We start from the raw sequence: 22,144 nt of genomic DNA, 5'->3' as shown, positions 1-22,144 counted from the left end.
GGCGATAGCAGCTCGCATGGGATACGAATTTTGGATTGGAGCGCGGTATGCCGGCCTGGCCAGGGGCCGCAAACGGCGTGGGGGACGAAAAGACCGTTTTGTCTCCTTTATTGCGGGCAGCTCGATGGCGGGGATTGCCCTGGGGGTAGCCGCGCTGATTGTCGTGCTGTCTGTCATGAACGGCTTTCAGACCCAGGTGCGTGATCGCATGCTGTCGGTCTTGCCGCATATTGAACTGATTGTGCGCAATGCCGATCATCAGCAAGTCCTGAATGAATGGAAGTCGCTGGCCCAAAAAGCCCAGACCAATCCGGCGGTGGTGGGCTCGGCCCCCTATGTGGCCGGGCAGGGCATGCTGGTGCGCAGTAATCAATTGATGGGCGTGCAGGTACGCGGCATTGAGCCTGATCAGGAAAGCAAGGTGTCCGAGCTGGCCCAGCAAATGGTCATGGGCCGACTGGAAAATCTGCAGCCAGGCACTTTCGGGATTGTGCTGGGCGAGCAGTTGGCCAATCAATTGCGTGTCAGCACGGGCGATACGATCATGCTGATGGCCCCGCAAGGCTCGATCTCGCCAGCTGGGTTTTCACCACGCATGCGCCAGTTCACGGTAACCGGCGTGTTTTCCTCCGGCTATTACGAATACGATGCCAGCCTGGCTTTTGTGAACGTGGATGATGCTTCCAAGATTTTCCGCGACAGTGGCAATAGTGGTGTGCGTCTGCGTATTAAAGATATGCAGCAGGCCCCCATGGTGGCTCAGGAGTTGGCCAGCAAAATGCCGCGCAACGTGCTGGTGTCGGACTGGACAGCTAATAACCGTACCTGGTTTGCCGCTGTGCAAACCGAAAAACGCATGATGTTCCTGATTCTGGCCCTGATTGTGGCGGTGGCGGCTTTCAACCTGCTCTCTTCCTTGGTGATGGCCGTGAAAGACAAGCAGTCGGATATTGCTATTTTGCGCACTATTGGTGCCACCCCCAGCGAGATTGCCCGTATTTTCCTGGTGCAAGGTGCTTTGATTGGCGTTGTGGGTACCTTGCTGGGCGTCGGTTTGGGTACCTTGATTGCCTACAATATCGACGTGATCGTGCCCTTTATTGAAAACCTGATGGGTCGTAAATTCCTGCCTCAGCAGATTTACTTCATCAGCGAATTGCCTTCCAATCCGCAGGTCTATGACATTGTGCTGATTGCTATTGTCTCGCTGGTTTTGTCCTTCCTGGCCACGCTGTACCCAAGCTGGCGTGCTTCCAAGCTTCAACCTGCGCAGGTGCTGCGTCATGACTGATCTTATCGCTCCAACCGTGCTGCGCGCGCGCGATGTCAGCGTCCACTACGAGGAAGGCGGCAACAGCATTCAAGTGCTTTCCGGGGTGAATCTGGAGGTGTGTCGTGGCGAGATGGTGGCTATTATCGGCGCTTCCGGCTCGGGTAAAAGTACCTTGCTGCACGCTTTGGGCCTGCTGGATAAGCCTGATACAGGCAGCATCGAGGTTAACGGCACCCAGACAGAGAGTCTGAATGAAAGCGAACGCAGTCAGCTGCGCAACAAGGTGCTGGGCTTTGTGTACCAGTTCCACCATTTGCTGCCTGAGTTTGATGCGCTGGACAATGTGGCCATGCCCTTGATCGTGCGTCGCATGAAGCGTCCAGAGGCGCGCGAGCAGGCTCAGCAGGTTCTGGAACAAGTGGGTTTGTCCCAGCGCGTGCATCACTATCCGGGTCAGTTGTCCGGGGGCGAGCGTCAGCGAGTGGCCTTGGCGCGTGCTTTGGTCACACGACCTGCCTGCGTGCTGGCGGACGAGCCTACGGGTAATCTGGACCGCTATACCGCTGAAGGTATGTTTGAACTGTTAAGCCGGGTCAATGAAGAGTTCGGCACAGCTTTTGTCATCGTGACCCATGACCAGGCCCTGGCCTCCCTGGCCCATCGTCAGCTGGTAATGGACAAGGGCTATCTGACCCAGGAAATCAGGGCCGAGCGCCGGGTCTAATACCTCGCAGGGGCGTGGGGCTGTCATACCGCGTCCTTCCCTTTGAGGGGCTGAGGTTTGTGGGGAGTCTCGTTATGCTTATCGATACGCATTGTCATCTGGATGCTCCCGAATTTGCTCAAGACCGAGAGCAGGTGATTGAGCGTGCCCGCGTGGCGGGTGTACGTTCGATTGTGGTGCCGTCCGTAGGTGTATTTGACTTTCAAGCTGCCCGTGAGACCGCGATGGCAGCACCCGGGGGCGTGTATGCGTTGGGGATTCACCCCCTGTTTACTCCTGAAGTGGGGGCAGCAGATCTGGAAGCCTTGGAACAGGAAATCCAGCTGCGTCTGGACGACCCGCGTTTTGTCGCCTTGGGGGAAATCGGTCTGGACTACTTTGTGCCAGAGCTGAAAACCGAAGAGGCTAGTCGTCATCAGGAATGGCTGTATGAAGCTCAATTGGCCATGGCGCAACGCTATGGCTTGCCTGTACTCCTGCATGTGCGTCGCTCTCAAGACCGGGTACTGAAATATCTGCGGCAATTTCCGGGAGTAGGCGGGATAGCCCATGCTTTTAACGGTAGTGAGCAGCAGGCGCAGATGTTCGTACGCCAAGGCTGTGCGCTGGGTTTTGGTGGGGCCATGACCTTTGGCCGAGCCAAGCAGATTCGCCGTCTGGCGCAGGATATGAGTCTTGATGATATTGTGCTGGAAACCGATGCGCCGGATTTGGCGCCGTCCTGGTTGGTGGAGCCGGGGACTCCCTTGGCATCGGTTCGCAATGAGCCGGCTGAGGTGAAAGGAGTCGCGGAGAGTCTTGCAGAGCTGCGGGGGATGGACGTGGCTGAAGTCATTCGCCAGACCGGGGCCACGGCACGACGAGTCTTGCCAAGGCTGGATGCGTTTTTGTCTAGCCAGGGGTATTAGGCTGGGGGCAGGCTTTTTGATGTTGCCAGAACTGCTTTTTCACTGGGCTTTCACTCCTGGTTTATCTGTCAGGTAAGAGGCGCGTTTTGCCTATCGGTACAAGCCGATATGAGCAAAGTGTCCTTGTTTCGACCCTTTGAGGCACGCCTGAACTCTACGCTATAGATTTGCGTGGAGATCACGATGGCAGGGCAGAGCCCATGACAGGGCGTGCGTGTTTAGCCGCTTTTGTGGCCGCAGCCACATTCACCCATTTCCTGAAGCCTTCGTATCTGGCCGTGCCTGTTTGGCCGTGGCTGGGTGCTGTGGTTGTGAGCATCTTGCTGGCGCAGCGTTTTTCTTTTGCTTATGTTCTGGTCTTTGCCTGCTTGGGAGCCAGCTACAGCATTTGGCATATACAGGGCCGGCTGGCTCAATCCGTCCCGGTCACTGACATCAATAAAGTCAGTCGGGTAGAGCTGGAAATCCAGTCCTTGGTACAGGCAGGGCCGAATTACAGACAGTTTCAGGCACGAGTCTTGAGCTCCCAGCCTCCCGGTTTGCCCGAGCAGATTCTGGTTCGCTGGAATGCGGCTCAAGGCCATCGCTCCTTGTACCGTGAGCCGTCTGTACAAAGCTTCCCCGAGCTGATGCCCGGTCAGCGCTGGCGCATGTCTTTATTGATGCGTCCACCTCAAGGAGCCCGTAACCCTCATGGCTTTGACGCAGAACGTCATGCCATGACTCAAGGCTGGCGGGCTGTGGGCAGTGTGCGGGGTCAGCCACAACGATTGGACTTTGATCCGGCGCAGTCCTGGCCCACATGGACGGAGCGTCTACGCCATCATTTGCGCAACGTCCTGATGCCCTACGTACAAGAACAACGCTGGGGCGGGGTGATGCTGGCTTTGTCTTTGGGAGATCAGGCCAGTATCGCCGCAGCGGATTGGCTGATCTTCAATCGCAGTGGCCTGACGCACCTGGTCTCCATCAGCGGCACGCACGTTACGTTCCTGGCCGTGTTGTTGGCTGCCTTAGTGTCCTGGTGTTGGCGACGTGTTCGTTGGGGGCGCTGGGTATTGGCCGAACAAGTTCCTGCTCAGGTTGCTGCGACCTGGGTAGGTATTGCCGGGGCGGGTGCTTACTGCGTCATCGCAGGTTGGGGTGTTCCTGCCCAGCGTACTTTTTTGATGTTGCTGGTGCTGGGTGTCTGCCGTATTCGGGGTTTATATTTGGGAGCCAGCCGGACTTTGCTGATTGCAGCTCTGTTTGTGGTTTTGCATGATCCATGGGCGGGGCTGACCACCGGCTTTTATCTATCTTTCGCCGCTGTTTCGGTCTTGTTCGCGTTTGGCGCTTTGATGGGGCAGGTGCCGCAGCCAGGCACCCGGTGGCAGCGCTGGGGGCAGCGGATCTGGTTTGCGACTCAGTTGCAGGTGCTGATTACCTTGGCCTTGTTGCCCGCTCTGGCCCCCTTGTTCCATGAAATATCCTTGGCTTCCTTGCCCGCGAATGCGTATGCCATCACCTTGATCGGCTCAGTTGTGACGCCGCTGGTGCTGCTCTTGTTGATTTTGGCGGCGCTACAGGCTCCTTCAAACTGGTGCGAGTCTGTCGCTAATCTTGCTCATGCTGTATTGGATTTCACCATGCAGCCTACGATCTGGCTGGCGGAGCGCAGCCTTGCCAGTGTGCCAGTGCCTGCCCAGCACTGGGCTTGGACAGTTCTGGCTTTGCTGGGGGTACTGCTATTACTTTTGCCCAAAGGCTTTGTGTCCCGCTTGAGCGGCCTGTCTCTGTTAGTGCCCGCCTTGGCTTTGCGACCTTCTTTATTGCAGGAAGGGGACTGGGACTTGTTTGCCCTGGATATAGGCCAGGGCAGTGCGGTGGTGCTGCGTACTCGCAGTCAGGTGTTGCTGTTTGACGTGGGAAACCGCTACGGCCCTGATTCCGATGAAGGCAAACGCAGCATTGCCCCCTGGTTGAAAGCCAAGGGAATAGGGCAGATCGATACCTTGGTGTTGTCTCATGCCGATATGGACCATGTGGGCGGGACGCGCAGCGTATTGCAGGCGGTACCGGTTAGCCGCTCCTATAGCAGCTTTGATCTGGACGCGCATCTGAATCGGGAGGAGCGTTTGCTGGCCGTGCCTGCTGGCTCCACTGTTCGCCCGGAGCAGGCCCTGCGCTGTGAGCAGGATGTGCACTGGAAGGTAGACGGCGTACGTTTCCGGTTCTGGTGGCCCCCTGCGGATGAAGCCAGATTCAAGGCCGCCTATGGCAGTGAGGAAGATAAGAATGCCATCAGCTGTGTGCTGGAAATTCGAGGTGCCCGACACAGCGCCTTGCTTTTGGGCGATGCCGGTGTGGCGCAGGAGCAAGCCATTGTGGCGGCGGGCTTGGGGCCTGTTGATGTCGTTGTAGTCGGGCATCACGGTTCCCGGACCTCCTCGGGGGCGCATTTTGTGAAACACATGCAAGCGGGGTTGGCGATTGCTCAACTAGGATGGTGGAATCGCTTTGGGCATCCACATGCGCAGGTGCAAACGCGTTGGGAACGCTCCGGCGCTTTATTCCTGCGTACCGATCATTGGGGCGCTTTGACTGTGGAGTCGCGTCCTTCGGCCCTGTATTACTTTGGCGAGCGTGATCGTCACGCCCGCTACTGGCAGTCCCCAGCACCGCCCTGACGGCAGGACAGAAACGGCATAGTAAAGCCCTCGGGCTGGGCTACAATAGTCCTTTATCTGTCAAATTCTGGTCTGAGCGTTCATGACAACTGATCTTCAGGAGCCGCGCCTTAATTGGGTTATGTGTGCCAGTGCCTCCGGTACGCACCGCATGGCGTACTGGGAGTGGGGCGATCCCGGTAACGATCAGGTCTTGATGTGCGTGCATGGTTTGACGCGTACTGGCCGGGATTTTGATCAACTGGCTCAGCGCCTGTCCAAACGTTACCGTGTGGTAGCCCCCGATGTTGTGGGACGTGGCCGCTCTGATTGGCTGATTGATCCAGCCGCTTACGCCATTCCGCAATACGTTGCCGACATGTTGGTATTGATTGCCCGATTGCAGCCGGCACGGCTGGATTGGGTGGGCACATCCATGGGCGGTTTGATTGCCTTGGGTTTGCAAGGCGCGCAAGCCATGTCAGCCTTGCTGCGTCCGGCTCGCCCCGGACCAGGACTGGGCGCCGAACCCTTGCAACTGCCCTTGGGGCGTGTCGTTCTGAACGATGTAGGCCCGGCGCTGGATATGACAGGGCTGCAACGCATTAGTGAATACGTCGGTCAGTCCGTGCTGTTTGATACCTTCGAACAGGCGGTGGAGTATGTACGTTCAGTCTCGGCTTCCTTCGGGGAGCATTCCGCTGAAGAATGGGCCGATATGTCCCGCCACGTCTTTGTGGAACATGAAGGCAAATGGCGTCGCCATTACGATTTGCGCTTGTCGCAAGCCTTTGCTCAGCAAGCGGATGTGGATTTGCAAGCGGCACAGGCTTTGTTGTGGGGCGCCTATGAGGGATTGCCGGACAAGGTTCTGATCGTGCGTGGTCAAGAGTCCGATCTCTTGAAGCCAGAAGCGGCCCAGGAAATGTTGCAACGCAATCCCAATTCGCAATTGGTGACTATTCCCAATGTGGGGCATGCGCCCATGCTGCGCAATGCCGAGCAAATCGACCATATCGACTACTTTCTTGCTGGATAGCCCCTTATGAGTGTTCAGGCCCGCTTGCCCGTTGATTTGCATTGCCATTCCATTTATTCAGATGGTGTGCTCAGCCCCGCGGAACTCGCCGCACGTGCGCATGCTAACGGTGTGAAACTGTGGGCCCTGACGGATCATGACGAAATCGGTGGCTTGAAACTGGCCCGGCAATACGCCGAGGATCTGGGCATACGCTTTGTGGACGGGGTAGAAATCTCCGTCACTTGGGCGAACAAGACTATCCACATTGTGGGCCTGGGCGTGGACCCGGACCATCCTGCCCTGCAGCAGGCGCTGCATGATGTGCGTGCTGGCCGCGAGCAGCGCGCTCGTCAAATGGGTGAACGCTTGGAAAAACTGGGCTTTCCCAATGCCTACGAAGGCGCAGTTCCATTTGCTGCCAATCCGGAACTGATCAGTCGCACGCACTTTGCGCGGTTTCTGGTGCAGCAAGGTTACTGCGTTGATATGAATGAGGCCTTTCGCCGCTACTTGGCGGATGGCAAGCCTGCTGCCGTGGAAACCGTCTGGGCCAGTCTGGAAGAAGCGGTGGGCTGGATACGTGAATCGGGCGGCAAGGCCATTATTGCCCACCCCGGACGTTACGAATTGGATGGCACCCGCAGCCATGCCTTGTACACCCAGTTTCTGGAACTGGGTGGCGTAGGTATTGAAGTGCTGACAGGCAGTCATACTCCGCAGGAATACAGCGTGTATACCCAGGTAGCACGCAGCTATGGTTTTGAAGTGTCCTGTGGTTCGGATTTTCATGGTCCCAGCGAAGGGCGTGTTGATTTAGGCGATTTGCCGCCTTTGCCCTCGGGATTGAAACCCGTTTGGCAGGAGTGGCTCTAGCAGGAGCCTTTTAAACGATGAATAAAGCCTTTGTGAAAGAGTCCGATCAGGACGATGACGACGATCTGGACGCCCCGGCCAGTGCGCTACCCAGTGGGACCAAGAATTACATGACGGTCCTGGGGTATCGCCGTTTGCGTGGCGAACTGAGCCATTTGATGAACAAGGAACGTCCCGAGGTGGTGCAGATCGTCTCCTGGGCGGCATCCAATGGTGATCGCTCCGAGAACGGCGATTATCTGTACGGTAAAAAACGCCTGCGAGAAATCGACCGCCGTATCCGTTTCCTGACCAAGCGTCTGGAAATTGCCGAAGTGGTCGATCCCGGCTTGCAGCCCAATCCCGATCAGGTGTTCTTTGGTGCAACCGTTGTTTATAGCGACAGCCAGGGTGAAGAGTTCACCATCACCATTGTGGGCGTGGACGAGGCCGAACCCTTGCAAGGCCGTATCAGCTGGATTTCGCCGGTGGCCCGGGCCCTGATCAAGGCGCGTGAAGGCGATACCGTGGTGCTGCGCACCCCCGCCGGTAAGGAAGAGCTGGATATTCTGGAAGTGTCCTATCCCGAACCCGCATCAGCTCCTGATCTGGATGGAGACAGCCCGATTTGAACGCCGTACCGGGTCCGTATTGGAGATTACGGGGCGCGAATCGCTCCGGCCCCTCAAGACGTCTTGTCGAGCTTGCCGGGTTTGCTGTGTCTCCAGCCCCGCTTGCGGACCCCTTGTTTGAACTGAATTTTCCCTTTTTGTGCACGCCATTTACCGATGTGACCTCTTGTGTCGCTTCCGGTTAAAATGGCGTGTTTTCTATTTCTCCCACCTTTTTTGCCCCTCCCGTATCGTGAGCCAAATCCTGTACTTTCCCGGTTCGTCCGTGCTCTCCGCATTTCGTCGTGAGCGTTTGCTAGAGCGTGTCGAGCAGCGTCAACTGCCTGTTGCCGACATTCTTGCCTTGCACGAATACTATGTCTGGACTGAAGAGTCCGGCCTGGATGCCAGTGCGCGTCAGCACCTCAGCGACCTGCTGGATGATGGTCTGCCTGCGCTGGACCCTCAGCCGCCTAAAGGCGCCTTGGTTCTGCGTGTCATTCCTCGTTTGGGGACCGTGTCACCCTGGGCCAGTAAAGCGACTGACATCGCTCATAACTGTGGCTTGCAAGCGGTACGTCGTATCGAGCGTGGCGTGCGTTACATCATCACCCCCAAGCGTGGCTTGCTGGGTGCCAAGGAACTGGATCAGGCTCAGCTGGAGCAACTGGCTGCCTTGCTGCACGACCGCATGACCGAAACCGTGGTTGGTTTGGAGTTTGACGGTCAGGCGCTGTTCACCCAACTGGAAGGCAAGCCCATCCAGACCGTGGATGTTCTGGGTGGTGGCGTGGCGACCTTGAAGCAGGCCAACGAGGAAATGGGTCTGGCGCTGTCCGAGGACGAAATTGAATACCTGATGGATGCCTTCACGCGTCTGGGTCGTAACCCGCACGATGTGGAATTGATGATGTTCGCGCAAGCCAATAGTGAACACTGTCGTCACAAGATTTTTAACGCACAGTGGGTAATCGACGGTCAAAACCAGGGCAAGACCTTGTTTGGCATGATTCGCGAAACCCACGCGGCTCAACCTGAAAACACTGTGGTGGCTTATGCGGATAACGCCGCCATCATGACGGGCGGCCCCGCTACTCTGTTCCACGCCGGTATTGATGATCAGGCCAACGAGCCTGTGTATCAGCGTCACGAAGCGTTGGTTCACACCTTGATGAAGGTGGAAACTCATAATCACCCAACCGCAATTGCTCCTTTCCCCGGTGCATCTACCGGTGCCGGTGGCGAGATTCGCGACGAAGGCGCAACAGGCCGTGGTTCCAAGCCCAAAGCAGGTTTGACCGGTTTTACCGTGTCCAATCTGTGCTTCCCTGAGCAAATAGAGCCTTGGGAAAAAGACTCCCACGGTATTCCTGACCGTATCGCCAGCCCCCTGGACATCATGATTGAAGGCCCGATTGGTGGTGCCGCCTTCAATAACGAATTTGGTCGTCCTAATCTGCTGGGTTACTTCCGTACCTTTGAGCAAACGGCTGGGGATCAGCGCTGGGGCTATCACAAGCCCATCATGATTGCAGGTGGTCTGGGCTCGATTGACGACCGCCTGACTCACAAAGATCCTCTGCCAGTTGGCGCCTTGCTGATTCAGCTGGGCGGTCCCGGCATGCGTATTGGTATGGGTGGTGGTGCTGCGTCCAGTATGGGCGTGGGTGCCAACCGCGCCGAACTGGACTTTGACTCCGTGCAGCGTGGTAACCCGGAGATGGAACGCCGTGCCCAGGAAGTGATCGACCGCTGCTGGCAGCAGGGCGAGAATAACCCCATTATTGCCATCCACGACGTGGGGGCGGGCGGTCTGTCCAACGCCTTCCCGGAACTGGTGAACGATGCCGAGCGTGGCGCTATTTTTGAACTGACTCGCGTTCCTCTGGAAGAGTCGGGTCTGTCGCCTGCTGAAATCTGGTCCAACGAATCCCAGGAGCGTTACGTCCTGGCCATTCTGCCCAAGGATCTGCCACGTTTTGAGCGCATTGCTCAGCGCGAGCGCTGCCCCTTTGCCGTCGTGGGTGTGGCTACTGAAGAGCGCCAATTGCGCGTGACTTTCGGCGAAGGCCTGCCTGGCGTGGACGAAGTGCACACCCCCAAGAGCATCGAGGAACGTCCTGTTGACGTGCCTATGGATGTGATTCTGGGTAAAGCCCCACGCATGGAACGCGACGTCAAGCGTCTGGACGGCGTGGCCGAACCGCTGGACCTGACGGTTATTCCGTTGACCGAAGCCATGCACCGGGTGCTGCGTCACCCCACTGTGGCCAACAAGACTTTCCTGATCAGCATTGGCGACCGCAGCGTGGGTGGCCTGTGCAGTCGTGATCAGATGGTTGGCCCTTGGCAAGTGCCTGTGGCCGACTGCGCCGTTACTTTGGCTGATTTTGAAGGCGTGCGCGGCGAAGCCATGTCCATGGGCGAACGTAGCCCTAGCGCCATGATTGACGCTGCAGCCTCGGGCCGTATGGCTGTGGCTGAAGCCCTGACCAACCTGGTCGCCAGCGATGTGCGTGACCTGAAAGACGTCAAATTGTCCGCCAACTGGATGGCCGCTTGCGGCGTGGATGGCCAGGACGCTGCCTTGTTCGACACGGTTCAGGCTGTTAGCCAGTGGTGCCAGAGCCTGGGCCTGTCCATTCCGGTGGGCAAGGACTCCCTGTCCATGCGTACCAGCTGGGAGCAGGACGGTGAGTCCCGTCAGGTGATTTCGCCAGTTTCCCTGGTGGTGACCGCTTTTGCTCAAGTGGCGGATGTGCGCCGCACGCTGACCCCCCAACTGCAAACCAATGTGGGCGATACCGCTTTGGTCTTGATCGATCTGGGACAGGGCAAACAGCGTATGGGCGCTTCCGTATTGGCTCACGCTTTCAATCAGGTTGGCCAGTCCGTACCTGACATGCAGGACGCCGAAGCCATGCTGGCGTTTGTGAAGGTGATTCGCCAATTGGCCGACCAGGATCTGATCCTGGCCTACCACGACCGTTCCGACGGTGGCCTGGCCGCGACCGTGGCCGAGATGGCGTTTGCCGGTCACACAGGCGTGTCCGTGAATCTGGACATGCTGACCATCGACCCTCATGCTGCCGATTGGGGCGATTACAAGATTCGTGCCGAACAGGTTTCCGTGCAGCGTGATGAAATCACCTTGCGCGCCTTGTTCAACGAAGAGGCTGGTGCTGTTATCCAGGTGCCATTGGCCCAGCGTGATCAGGTCATGCAAACTCTGCGTGAAGCCGGTTTGTCGGCTCACTCCCACGTGATTGGTAGTCTGAACAAGACTGATCAGGTCGAGTTCTATCGCGATGGTGCTTGTATTTACCAAGCCCCTCGTGTGGAACTGGCGCAACAGTGGAGTGAAGTTAGCCGCCGCATCATGGAGCGTCGCGATAACCCCGCTTGCGCACAGGCTGAATTCGATCGCTGGGAAGACGTGCAAGACCCAGGCATCTCGCCGCGTGTCATGTTCAACCCGCAAGAAGATATTGCTGCTCCCTTCATCGCTACCGGCAAGCGCCCACGCGTTGCCATCTTGCGCGAACAGGGTTGCAACAGCCAGGTCGAAATGGCCTGGGCCTTTGACACGGCCGGTTTCGAAGCCGTTGACGTACACATGACCGATTTGCTGTCGGGTCGCGCATCGCTGGAAGGCATGCAGGGCATGGTGGCTGTGGGTGGTTTCAGCTACGGCGACGTTCTGGGCGCCGGTGAAGGCTGGGCCAAGACCATTCGTTTCAACAACCAGTTGTCGGATCAGTTTGCTGCCTTCTTCGGTCGCAGCGATACCTTCGGTCTGGGTATTTGTAATGGTTGCCAGATGATGGCCGCTTTGGCTCCCATGATTCCAGGTGCAGAATTCTGGCCACGCTTTACCCGTAACCAGTCGGAAAAGTACGAAGCTCGTTTCTCCAGTGTGGAAATTGCCTCTTCGCCATCCTTGTTCTTCAAGGGTATGGAAGGGACCCGTCTGCCAGTAGCCGTGGCTCACGGTGAAGGCTTTGCCAACTTCCAGCGTCAAGGCGATGCGTCCAAGGTCGCCGCTGCGGTTCACTTTGTGGATCATCGCGGTCAGCGCACCGAACAGTACCCGCTGAACCCCAACGGCAGCCCTTACGGTTTGACCGGCGTAACCACGGCAGATGGCCGCTTTACCATCATGATGCCTCACCCGGAACGCGTGACGCGCAACGTCATGATGTCCTGGAATCCAGAGCAGTGGGGCGCCGCCGATCAGGGTGCTGATCAGATGGCAAATGGTGGGTTTACTCCCTGGATGCGGATGTTTCGCAACGCTCGGGTCTGGATTGCGTAATTGCTTACGCGTATAATCGATTTTTGGACGGAGTTATAAAAGCATGCGTCTCATCAAGAAAGCACTGACCTTCGACGATGTGTTGTTGGTTCCCGCTTACTCCGAGGTTCTGCCTCGCGATACATCCTTGCTCACCCGCTTTACGCGGGACATCACCCTGAATATCCCGCTGGTTTCGGCTGCCATGGACACGGTAACCGAAGCGCGCCTGGCTATTGCCATGGCACAGGAAGGCGGTATCGGGATCATCCACAAGAACCTGACGGCGGATGCTCAAGCACGTGAAGTTGCACGTGTGAAGCGCCACGAGTTCGGTATCGTGATTGACCCGGTTACTGTGACGCCCACCATGAAGGTGCGCGATGCCATCAACCTGCAGCGTCAGCACGGTATTTCCGGTTTGCCGGTGGTTGAGGCCGGCAAGCTGGTGGGTATTGTTACCAACCGCGATCTGCGCTTTGAAGACCGCCTGGATCTGCCTTTGCGTGATGTCATGACGCCTCAAGAGCGTCTGATCACCATGCATGAAGGCGCCACGCTGGACGAAGCTCAGGCCCTGATGCACCGCCACCGTCTGGAGCGCGTGCTGATCGTTAACGATCAGTTCCAGCTGCGTGGTCTGGCAACGGTTAAGGATATTGTCAAAAACACCGAGCACCCTCTGGCCAGCAAAGACAGCCACGGTCAGCTGCGCGTCGGCGCTGCGGTTGGTGTGGGTGACGGTACCGAAGAACGTGTCGAGAAACTGGCCGCAGCCGGTGTGGACGTGGTGGTGGTGGACACTGCCCACGGTCACTCCCGTGGTGTTATCGAGCGCGTTCGCTGGGTCAAGAAGAATTTTCCTCGCATTCAGGTTATTGGTGGCAACATTGCTACCGCTGATGCCGCTCGCGCTCTGGTCGAGGCCGGTGCAGATTGTGTCAAGGTCGGTATTGGCCCTGGCTCTATTTGTACGACTCGTATCGTAGCCGGTGTGGGTGTACCTCAAATTACGGCTATTGCTGACGTTGCCAAGGCTTTGGAAGGTACGGGCGTACCTCTGATCGCTGACGGTGGTATCCGCTTCTCCGGCGATGTGTCCAAGGCTTTGGCTGCTGGCGCTTCCGCTTGCATGATGGGCGGTATGTTTGCTGGTACTGAAGAGTCTCCGGGTGAAGTGGTGCTGTTCCAGGGCCGTTCGTACAAGTCCTACCGCGGTATGGGTAGCTTGGGCGCCATGGTCGATGGTTCGGCTGATCGTTACTTCCAGGATCCTTCGAACAACGCTGACAAGCTGGTTCCAGAAGGTATTGAAGGCCGCGTGCCTTACAAGGGCAGTGTGATTGCCATTATTTACCAACTGGTTGGCGGCATCCGTGCTTCCATGGGCTACTGCGGTTGCAAATCCATCGAGGAATTGCACGCCAAGGCCGAGTTCGTGGAAATTACGGCTGCGGGTGTACGTGAGTCCCACGTGCATGATGTGCAGATCACCAAGGAAGCGCCTAACTACCGCGCTGACTGATCTTAGACAGTCTCTTGCATGCCAGAAACCGCCAGCCTTTGGGTTGGCGGTTTTTTTTGAGGTTTCCGCCTTTGTGTTGTGGGGTAGGGGGGGTCTCAGAATAGACGCCTCTTGCGGCCTGAGTGGGGGCGTGGGGCGGACCGCTTGCCGGTGCTGCGCACCGGTGCCCTTGGCGGTGTCGAGATACGGGCGCACTCTGAACTCACCCGGTGATTGGTCCCCCGGACCAATCACAAGCGTCGGGTTCAAACAGCAGAGTGCTTGCATCCCGTATCCCGACACCGCCCGCGGCAAGCAGTCTGACTCGCCCCACGCCCCCACCCAGGCCGCAAGAGGCTCAGATCGAGCAATATATAGCCCTGCCTGTACCTTGCACTTAGGATTTTTGTGGGTGTGTTGGCTGTTTGGTCAGGGCTCTACACAATCACTACCGTCACCGTCACCGTCACCGTCACCGTCACCGTCACTGTCACCGTCAAGATCACAGCAACAGCAATAGCAGTAACTACTGCTATCTCAGCCTTTGCTATTTCCACCTTGGCTGGTGCTGTGTAGCCCTTATTTCATTCAGGGAGCGACTCTTTATGAGGTGGGAGGGATGGGAATGCAGAGAACTCTAAATAATAAAAAGCGCCCCGTTTATGACGGGACGCCTTGCTTTGGATACTGCGGGGTGCGCTTACCCTAAGAGTGCTATTCAGCTATTCAGCTATTCAGCCATTCAGTTCATTAGTTCGCCACTCGTTAGCTCACAAATTAGTGGCGGATAGCTGGAAAATCATTTCATATCAGGAGTTGGGTATAAAACTCCCATATTTCTTATTTGGCAGGGGCTGCTTTGGTTTTGAACAGCCATTGTTGAGGCGGCCATTGAGCCAAAATCACCCCTGCCAGAGTCAGCAATCCACCGCTCACATGGTGTGCGCCCAGTTGTTCGCCCAGCAATGGGATGGCCAGCATGGCGGTCATGAAGGGCAGGATATTCAGGAACAGGCTGCATCGGGCCGGGCCCAAGCGTGTGATGCCTTGGATCCAGCAGTAGGGCAGCAGGACGGAGGCCAGGATGCCTGCGTACAGGATCAGGGGGACTGTTTGCTCATTCAATTGCGTTTGTTCTGCTGGCAGCCAAAAGAAGACGGGCAGCAGGGTGATCAAGGCTCCCCAGGCTTGCAGATAGGTTGATTGCCAGGCTGGCACAGTGATATGCCATTTCTTCAAAAAAACACTGTAAAAGGCGTAGCTCAATGCCGCTGTCAGCATCAGCAAGTCGCCAGAGCGGACTCCTTGGCTTAGCAGTTGCATGGGATGGCCGCCGCTAATCAACCAGACTGTTCCAAACAAGGCCAGCAGGGCGCCGGGCAGCATGCCGCGAGGGCCAGAGCCTGCCAGCAGCAGACGTGTGGTCAACAGGGTCAGTAGGGGTGTCAGTGCGGTAATCACGGCCATATTGGTGGCACTGGTGCTGGCTGCTGCCCAATAAGACAGGCATTGATAAAACGCCATGCTCAGAAATCCCAGAAACAGCAGTTTGGGTAGTTGAGGACGGATCGAGTGCCAGTGTCGCCAGACAGGGCGAGCGGCAAACAGGCTCATAATGGCCAGCGCCAGTACGACTCGATAAAAACTCATGGCAGGTGCGGCTATCAGGCCGTGCGCCATTTTGGAAACAATGACATTGCCGGACCACAACAGCATGGTCACCAGCGGATAAGCATAGTTGCGCATTGGAAGCAGCCATCAATAAGGAAGACGTATGCTCGCTGTAGACCGACTTGCCTGTCTTTCGCTAAACTGACTTGAATTAGCGCAAATGGGACAGCTTGTGCTTGATCCTCTTATTCATATTCCGGTTGAGCTGGCCAAGATGCCTATTAGTGGTTTGGCAGCAGACTATCCGGACGGCCATCTTATTCACGAACATCAGCATGTACGTGCGCAGTTCTTGTACGCCGTGCAAGGGGTGATGGTGATTGATGCCCAGGAAGGGCGCTGGGTGGTTCCTCCTAGCCGTGGCGTTTGGCTGCAACCGGGTCGTCCTCATACGGTTCGCATGCGCGGGCAGGTCAAAATGCGCACGATCTTTGTGGATGAGGATGCTGCTCCGGGCTTGCCGGCGCGTAACTGCGTGCTGGATGTCAGCCCCTTGCTACGGGAGCTGATTCTGGAGGCCAGCCGAATTCCTTTGGTGTATGCGCAAGACAGTCGCGATGGCCGCTTGATGCGTTTATTGCTGGATGAACTGCGCGAGTTGCCTGTATTGCCGTTTCATCTGCCCTGGCCCGAAGAGCCGCGCTTGCTACTGGTGTGTCGACATCTGGAGGCTAGCCCCGATGATGATAGAGATGCAGATGCCTGGGCCAAGCAACTGGCCATGAGCGTCAAAACTTTCCACCGCCTGTTTCGTCGCCATACCGGCATCAGCTTTGGGCAATGGCGTCAATTCGCTCGCTTGTTGGGGTCTTTGGAGGGCTTGGCAGCCGGTGAGCCTATTGTGCAAGTGGCTTTACAACATGGCTATGCCAGTCAAAGCGCATATGCCGCCGTGTTCCGGCGGCATTTTGGGGTCACTCCCAGAGAGTTTTATCGCTCTAAAGACAGCGCGGGCGACGCAGTTTAGTCCGCTAGCTCCAGTAAAAGCCGGGCCAGCATGTCGGGGTGTGTCATCAACGCGCAGTGCCCACTTTCCAACTCTCGGAATTCCCAGTCTTTCTGCTGACGGGCCCATTCGCGCGAGGTATCCACCCCTCTGAACGTAGGCTGTGTGCAGGAGATATAGGAGCAAGGGCGGCCATTGCCGATGACGGGGTTCTGTAAGCGCAGGGAAGAGCGGTAGACGCTAAGCGGCTGTGGTGTCAGGCGGTTACCGACAAAGTGCAGATCTTCTGTGGCATGCAGGCCCAGTGCACTTAGTGGAGGAGGGGGGACGGCAGGAACGGCGCTTTTCCCAGCAGAGGCCACCATGCTGTCGACAATCTTTTCTGGCAGGGTGTCGAAGGTGCTGGTGCCGCTGGGCAGGATAAAGGCGTCCAGGTAAATCAGTTGTTGAATGCAGCGTGGCATGACGTCGGCGACGCCGCTAATGACCAGTCCTCCAAAGCTGTGGCCCACCAGAACCACGTTGGAGAGTTCCTCCCAACGTATCAAATTAGCGACATCATCTACAAAGGTGTTCAGGGTGATGTCCGCGCTAAGCAAGTGGCTGCGTTCGCCTAGGCCTGTCAGTGTGGGGGTATAGACTTTATGCCCCTTGGCCCGTAGCCGGGCAGCCAGTCTGGACCAGCACCAGCCACCGTGCCAGGCACCGTGAACCAGCACAAAGGTCAGGCTGTCGGAGACTTCGTCCGTATCTTCCTGACATTCGTAGGCAAAGCTGTGCGAGCGAGCACCGGAGGGGCCGGGAGCAGGGATATAGCTGCCGCCGCCTTGTTGTTGTGTGGCCTGTGCAGGTCGGGATTCCTGGTGTTCATTAAGTTCGCTCGGACGAGGGGTACGACTCGAAGACATGCTGAAACTCCCAAAATGGCTGCATGTACTGTAGCTGCCTTGCCGCATGAATGCCAGTGATGCAGGACAATTTCGGCCTGGAGTATTTCTGCGACTCCCTAAGCGGCGCTACACAGCGTAAAATAGATCCTTTACCGCTTTATTATTGGCTCGATACTTTCATGCACCAGCGAATTCTGATTCTTGATTACGGCTCCCAGGTCACCCAGCTTATTGCGCGTCGCGTACGCGAAGCCGGTGCGTACTGTGAAATTCACCCCGGTGATGTCAGCGATGAATTCATCCGTTCCCAAGAAGGCCTGAAAGGGATCATTCTGTCGGGCAGCCACGCTTCGGTCTACGCCGAGGACGCTCTGCAAGTTCCTGCCGCTGCTTTTGAAGCCGGCGTACCTGTTCTGGGCATTTGCTACGGCATGCAAGCCATGGCCCGCCAACTGGGCGGCGTTACCGAAGGTTCGGACAAGCGTGAATTCGGTTACGCCGAAGTCCGCGCCCATGGCCACACCAAGCTGCTCGATGGTATCCAGGATTTCGCTACGGCAGAAGGCCACGGCATGCTCAAAGTCTGGATGAGCCACGGCGACAAAGTTACCGCCTTGCCTCCCGGCTTCAAGCTGATGGCTTCCACGCCTACATGCCCCATCGCCGGTATGGCTGATGAAGATCGCGGCTTCTACGCGGTTCAGTTCCACCCCGAAGTCACCCACACCGTTCAAGGCGGCGCCTTGTTCGAACGCTTTGTGCGCGACATTTGCGGCTGCGTGGGTGATTGGAACATGCCTGACTACGTGCAAGAGGCTATTGCCAATATCCGCGAACAAGTCGGCGACGAAGAAGTCATTCTGGCTCTGTCCGGCGGTGTGGATTCCTCCGTCGCTGCCGCTCTGATCCACCAGGCTATCGGCGACAAGCTGACCTGCGTATTCGTGGACCACGGCCTGCTGCGTCTGAATGAAGCCCAGCAAGTCATGAGCACCTTCGCCGACAATATGGGTTTGAAGATCATCCATATCGACGCTTCCGACCGCTTCCTGGGCAAACTGGCCGGTGTTACCGACCCAGAAGCCAAGCGCAAGATCATTGGCCGTGAATTCGTGGAAATCTTCCAGGAAGAAGCCGCCAAACTCAGCAACGCCCGCTGGTTGGCCCAAGGCACAATCTACCCGGACGTAATCGAATCCGCTGCTGCCAAATCTGGTAAAGCCACAGGCATCAAATCTCACCACAACGTGGGCGGCCTGCCAGACACGCTGAACCTGAAACTGCTGGAACCCCTGCGCGAACTGTTCAAGGACGAAGTGCGCAAACTAGGCGTAGCCCTGGGCCTGCCGCCAGCAATGGTCTACCGTCACCCCTTCCCAGGCCCAGGCTTGGGTGTCCGTATTCTGGGTGAAATCAAGCGCGAATACGCAGATCTGCTGCGCCAGGCTGATGCCATCTTCATCGAAGAACTGCGTAATACGGTTGACGAAGAAACCGGCAAGAACTGGTACGACCTGACTTCCCAGGCCTTCACCGTCTTCCTGCCAGTGAAAAGCGTAGGCGTGATGGGTGATGCCCGTACTTATGAGTACGTTGTTGCCATGCGTGCCGTGCAGACCACCGACTTCATGACGGCTGACTGGGCTGAATTGCCATACTCGTTGTTGAAGCGTACTTCTGGCCGCATTATCAACGAAGTGCGCGGCATTAACCGTGTGACGTACGACGTTAGCAGCAAGCCGCCAGCGACGATTGAATGGGAGTGATTCCGCGTCTGGCATAGCCAGGCAACTCAAGGCATAGAAAGCAGAAAAGCCCGCGTAATTGCGGGCTTTTTTGTGCAAAAACCTTACGGAACTATCACTGTGAAAAAACGACCTATCGGCCAATCTAAGCAGCAACCGTTCGGGGCCTCAGCCTTAAGTTGTTGAAACGGGCGGCAGGACGTGCTCCAAGGTGCTATCAGCGTTCGTTTGGCCTCTTTCAAGCTCTTGATCTGTGGTTCCTAGTGGTGCTTTTCTTCACCTGCCAGCCTTTGAACTGGGAGACACGCTACACGGTATTCTTTTTCCTGCGCAGTACCGCCGCTACGATGCCACACCCGCAAGGCGCCGACTCCTCAGTCTTTACGTTGAAGGACTCTGTCAGTCCTGGTCGAACTCATGTGATTTCCCAATCATCGCCGGAGCCAAAAATCACGGGGCTATGACAGGGGGAGGGGAAATCGCTAGCAAGTGCGAGTCACTGCTCGTACCGTTAGAGCGCGTAGCTTAACGATGGTGGCAGGCTGTAAGATCTGATTGGGTATGTGAGTTTCCGTGCGGATAAACAAGGATTGAAATTGAGTTCTGTCAGTAAAGTTCAGATTCGTCAGCTTGGGGCGGCTGATGTGGAGGATTTTCGCGCCATCCGATTGGCAGCCTTGTTGAAGGCGCCGGACATGTTTGGCTCGGTTTACGAGTGCGAGGTCAAGAAGACGACGGAAACGTTCCTTGAGCGGCTTAACGATGTCGTGGCATTTGGTGCCTATGTCGATGGCAAGATCGTGGGGTTGTCGGTTTTTAAACAGGAAGACGGGCCAAAGGATGCGCACAAAGGGCATTTGTCCGGCGTATTCGTGGAGCCTGAGCAACGCTCTCAAGGAGTCGCCGGCAGGCTGCTACGGGCTGTAATAGACTATGGCCGCGACCATGTTGAGCAGATTATGTTAACGGTCGTGGAAGGAAATCTGGGTGCTCTCAGGCTTTACGAAAAGCATGGCTTCAGGGGGTACGGCGTTGAGCCACGTGCTTTGAAAAATGGCCCTGAGTATCGTGACGAAATCCTGATGGCCTTAATTTTCAATCTGGAAGAACGGATGATACCTTCCCGGAAAATGCTCCCCCAAGCATCCTTGCAAGACTTCGCTGCAGGCGTAATCAATGCCGTGGCGGCGGATGGTCGTTTTATCGGATTGCTTGCCGGTGGCTCGTCGATCACCGGGAACACGGATGCATATTCTGATCTCGATCTGATCCTTGTTGTGCGTGATGAAGCCTACACCGATGTGCTCGCCAGCATGCGCCAGTTTGCGGATACGCTTGGCAATCTGCTGTACGCCTTCACGGGGGAACACGTGGGAGAGCCTCGGCTCCTGATTTGTCTTTATGGCAAGCCTGTCCTGCACGTTGACCTCAAGTTTGTGATTATTGACGATCTTGATCAGCGGATCGAGAACCCTATTATTCTTTGGGAGTCGGACGAGATTCTGGCAGCGCGTCTTTCACAAGGCTCGGTCAGTTGGCCTAATAAGGACGCAGAATGGTTCAAGGAAAGGTTCTGGGTGTGGGTGCACTACGCGGCGGCCAAGCTCGGGCGTGGCGAGTTATTTGAAGTAATCGATATGCTCGCCTTTTTGCGGGGCCAAGTTCTTGGCCCCCTTGCAATGCGTCGTGTCGGAGCTGATCAGAGGGGCGTACGGCGTATCGAAGCGATTGCCCCAGACTTGGCGACGGCTATGGCAGCGACTGTGGGTAGCCATTCAGTTAAAGCCTGCGGCACGGCGTTGCGCAACGCTATTCGCCTTTATATGGATCTTCGGCAGGATTGTCTGCCTATGAATTGTCATCCGGAGAATGAAGCCGAGGTGCTCGCGTATGTCGAAGGCGTTATTGACCCTGATTGTTGAGAGCGGATGCTTGTGTGAGTGGGTTTTGAACAGTTTGTCGTTATCAGGAATGTGAAGAAAGTACCTTGTTGTTGAGAACGGTGGGTTTTGCAAAGGGGCGCCACCACCAGAGGTAAAGCTGCCTTTTCGGAAGGACATTGCTTTTAATGTGCCATCAGGAATGTGCTACTTGTTTGCATACTGCAGTCCACCCGGCCCAGACCCCCGAGCTAGCTCCATAAACGCCTGCAGATAATCAATCACCGTTTCCGTCTCCCTCATCCCCAGGAAGATCTGTTTGGCGATGCCGTGCTTACCCAACCTCACCGGCACCACATCCAGCTTCTCCGCATACTCTTCCACCAGCCATCGCGGCAGCGCCGCTACGCCACGGCCACTGGCAACCATCTGCATCATGATGTCCGTCGTCTCAATCGTTTTATGACGTCGGGGGGCGATACCAGCAGGCAGCAGAAACTGGTTGTAGATATCCAGCCGGTCTATGTCCACCGGATAGGAAATCAGTATTTCCCTGTCCAGGTCCTTAGGCTTGGCGTAGTCCACATTCGCCAGGGCATGGGCCTTGTTCACTACCAGCACCTGCTCGTAGTCGAAGACGGGCTCGAATTTCAGACCTGGCTTATAGAGTGGGTCTGGCGTGACCAACAGATCAATTTCATACCCAAATAGCGCACCGATCCCGCCGAATTGGAATTTCTGCTTCACGTCCACATCCACGTCTGGCCAGGCGCTAAGGTACGGCGAGACGATCTTAAGCAGCCATTGATAGCAGGGGTGGCATTCCATACCGATGCGCAGCGATCCTCGCTCGCCTTGGGCGAACTGGCCCAGGCGCTCTTCTGCCAGATCCAGCTGCGGCAGGACGCGATTGGCAACAGCCAGTAGATACTGCCCGGCTTGAGTCAGTTGCAGGCTGCGGCCTTCGCGACGCCAGATTTCTGTGCCCAGTTGCTGCTCCAGTTTCCGCATGGTGTGGCTAAGGGCAGATTGGGTAACGTGCAGCACGGCAGCGGCGGCGGTCAGGGACCCTTGCTTGTCAACTTGCTGCACAACGGCCAGGTGGATGCGCTCTAACATGATACGTGAATGATATTCATGGGTTGGTGAGATAAGACCATTTTACTTCATTGATAGG

15 protein-coding genes are annotated in these 22,144 nt (G+C 56.7%); 12 read left to right on the top strand and 3 right to left on the bottom strand.

Annotated elements, in window-relative coordinates:
• Nucleotides 1-16: 16 nt before the first annotated feature.
• The 9 genes from MID00_RS19505 (at nucleotide 17) to guaB (ending at nucleotide 13,856) form a co-directional block, all read left to right on the top strand.
• Nucleotides 17-1,291 carry a lipoprotein-releasing ABC transporter permease subunit gene (locus tag MID00_RS19505; RefSeq protein WP_254499385.1) on the top strand — a complete coding sequence of 425 codons (1,275 nt, stop codon included), beginning with the start codon at nucleotides 17-19 and terminating at the stop codon, nucleotides 1,289-1,291.
• Nucleotides 1,284-1,997, top strand: a complete 714-nt coding sequence (locus MID00_RS19500) for an ABC transporter ATP-binding protein (RefSeq protein ID WP_254499384.1) — start codon at nucleotides 1,284-1,286, stop codon at nucleotides 1,995-1,997. The genes MID00_RS19505 and MID00_RS19500 overlap by 8 nt, the downstream gene beginning before the upstream one ends.
• 74 nt (nucleotides 1,998-2,071) lie before the next feature.
• On the top strand, nucleotides 2,072-2,905 hold the full coding sequence (locus tag MID00_RS19495; RefSeq protein ID WP_250757072.1) for a TatD family hydrolase: 834 nt from the start codon (nucleotides 2,072-2,074) through the stop codon (nucleotides 2,903-2,905).
• Between the two features lie 200 nt (nucleotides 2,906-3,105).
• Nucleotides 3,106-5,574: a DNA internalization-related competence protein ComEC/Rec2 gene (locus MID00_RS19490; RefSeq protein ID WP_254499383.1), complete on the top strand. Its 2,469-nt coding sequence runs from the start codon at nucleotides 3,106-3,108 to the stop codon at nucleotides 5,572-5,574.
• Nucleotides 5,575-5,695: 121 nt separating this feature from the next.
• Nucleotides 5,696-6,592, top strand: coding sequence for an alpha/beta fold hydrolase (locus MID00_RS19485; protein WP_254003211.1), 897 nt, complete (start codon nucleotides 5,696-5,698; stop codon nucleotides 6,590-6,592).
• Nucleotides 6,593-6,598: 6 nt separating this feature from the next.
• On the top strand, nucleotides 6,599-7,447 hold the full coding sequence (locus tag MID00_RS19480) for a 3',5'-nucleoside bisphosphate phosphatase (protein WP_009457981.1): 849 nt from the start codon (nucleotides 6,599-6,601) through the stop codon (nucleotides 7,445-7,447).
• A gap of 17 nt (nucleotides 7,448-7,464) precedes the next feature.
• On the top strand, nucleotides 7,465-8,058 hold the full coding sequence (greB, locus tag MID00_RS19475; RefSeq protein WP_254499382.1) for a transcription elongation factor GreB: 594 nt from the start codon (nucleotides 7,465-7,467) through the stop codon (nucleotides 8,056-8,058).
• Nucleotides 8,059-8,290: 232 nt separating this feature from the next.
• Entirely contained in the window at nucleotides 8,291-12,352 is a 4,062-nt protein-coding gene (purL, locus tag MID00_RS19470; RefSeq protein WP_254499381.1) for a phosphoribosylformylglycinamidine synthase, read from the top strand.
• Between the two features lie 43 nt (nucleotides 12,353-12,395).
• Complete coding sequence (gene guaB, locus MID00_RS19465; RefSeq protein ID WP_009457979.1) at nucleotides 12,396-13,856, top strand: IMP dehydrogenase; 1,461 nt, start codon at nucleotides 12,396-12,398, stop codon at nucleotides 13,854-13,856.
• An 819-nt stretch (nucleotides 13,857-14,675) separates the two neighbouring features.
• Here guaB and MID00_RS19460 read toward each other — a convergent pair.
• Nucleotides 14,676-15,581, bottom strand: a complete 906-nt coding sequence (locus MID00_RS19460; protein ID WP_254499380.1) for a DMT family transporter — start codon at nucleotides 15,579-15,581, stop codon at nucleotides 14,676-14,678.
• An 85-nt stretch (nucleotides 15,582-15,666) separates the two neighbouring features.
• On the opposite strand from MID00_RS19460, the gene MID00_RS19455 reads away from it, so the two are divergent.
• Nucleotides 15,667-16,473 (top strand): helix-turn-helix transcriptional regulator, encoded by an 807-nt coding sequence (locus MID00_RS19455; RefSeq protein ID WP_254499379.1) that lies wholly within the window; start codon nucleotides 15,667-15,669, stop codon nucleotides 16,471-16,473.
• Here the strand turns inward: MID00_RS19455 and MID00_RS19450 are convergent.
• The gene (locus MID00_RS19450) at nucleotides 16,470-17,360 is read right to left on the bottom strand and encodes an alpha/beta fold hydrolase (protein WP_197313712.1); all 891 of its coding nucleotides are present in this window, start codon (nucleotides 17,358-17,360) and stop codon (nucleotides 16,470-16,472) included. The genes MID00_RS19455 and MID00_RS19450 overlap by 4 nt on opposite strands.
• A 161-nt stretch (nucleotides 17,361-17,521) precedes the next feature.
• Here MID00_RS19450 and guaA point away from each other — a divergent pair, with 161 nt between their 5' ends.
• Both guaA and MID00_RS19440 read left to right on the top strand, forming a co-directional pair.
• The gene (gene guaA, locus MID00_RS19445) at nucleotides 17,522-19,108 is read left to right on the top strand and encodes a glutamine-hydrolyzing GMP synthase (protein ID WP_083053949.1); all 1,587 of its coding nucleotides are present in this window, start codon (nucleotides 17,522-17,524) and stop codon (nucleotides 19,106-19,108) included.
• Nucleotides 19,109-19,650: 542 nt separating this feature from the next.
• Nucleotides 19,651-21,009, top strand: a complete 1,359-nt coding sequence (locus MID00_RS19440) for a GNAT family N-acetyltransferase (protein WP_254499378.1) — start codon at nucleotides 19,651-19,653, stop codon at nucleotides 21,007-21,009.
• A gap of 165 nt (nucleotides 21,010-21,174) precedes the next feature.
• Here the strand turns inward: MID00_RS19440 and MID00_RS19435 are convergent, their stop codons facing one another.
• Nucleotides 21,175-22,086, bottom strand: a complete 912-nt coding sequence (locus MID00_RS19435; RefSeq protein ID WP_254499377.1) for a LysR family transcriptional regulator — start codon at nucleotides 22,084-22,086, stop codon at nucleotides 21,175-21,177.
• Nucleotides 22,087-22,144 lie beyond the last annotated feature (58 nt).

The organism is Alcaligenes sp. NLF5-7 (assembly GCF_024266725.1).
Taxonomy (GTDB): domain Bacteria; phylum Pseudomonadota; class Gammaproteobacteria; order Burkholderiales; family Burkholderiaceae_B; genus Alcaligenes; species Alcaligenes phenolicus.
The sequence above is the reverse complement of the archived record's forward strand: the minus strand, read 5'-3'. Positions and strand labels throughout refer to the sequence as shown.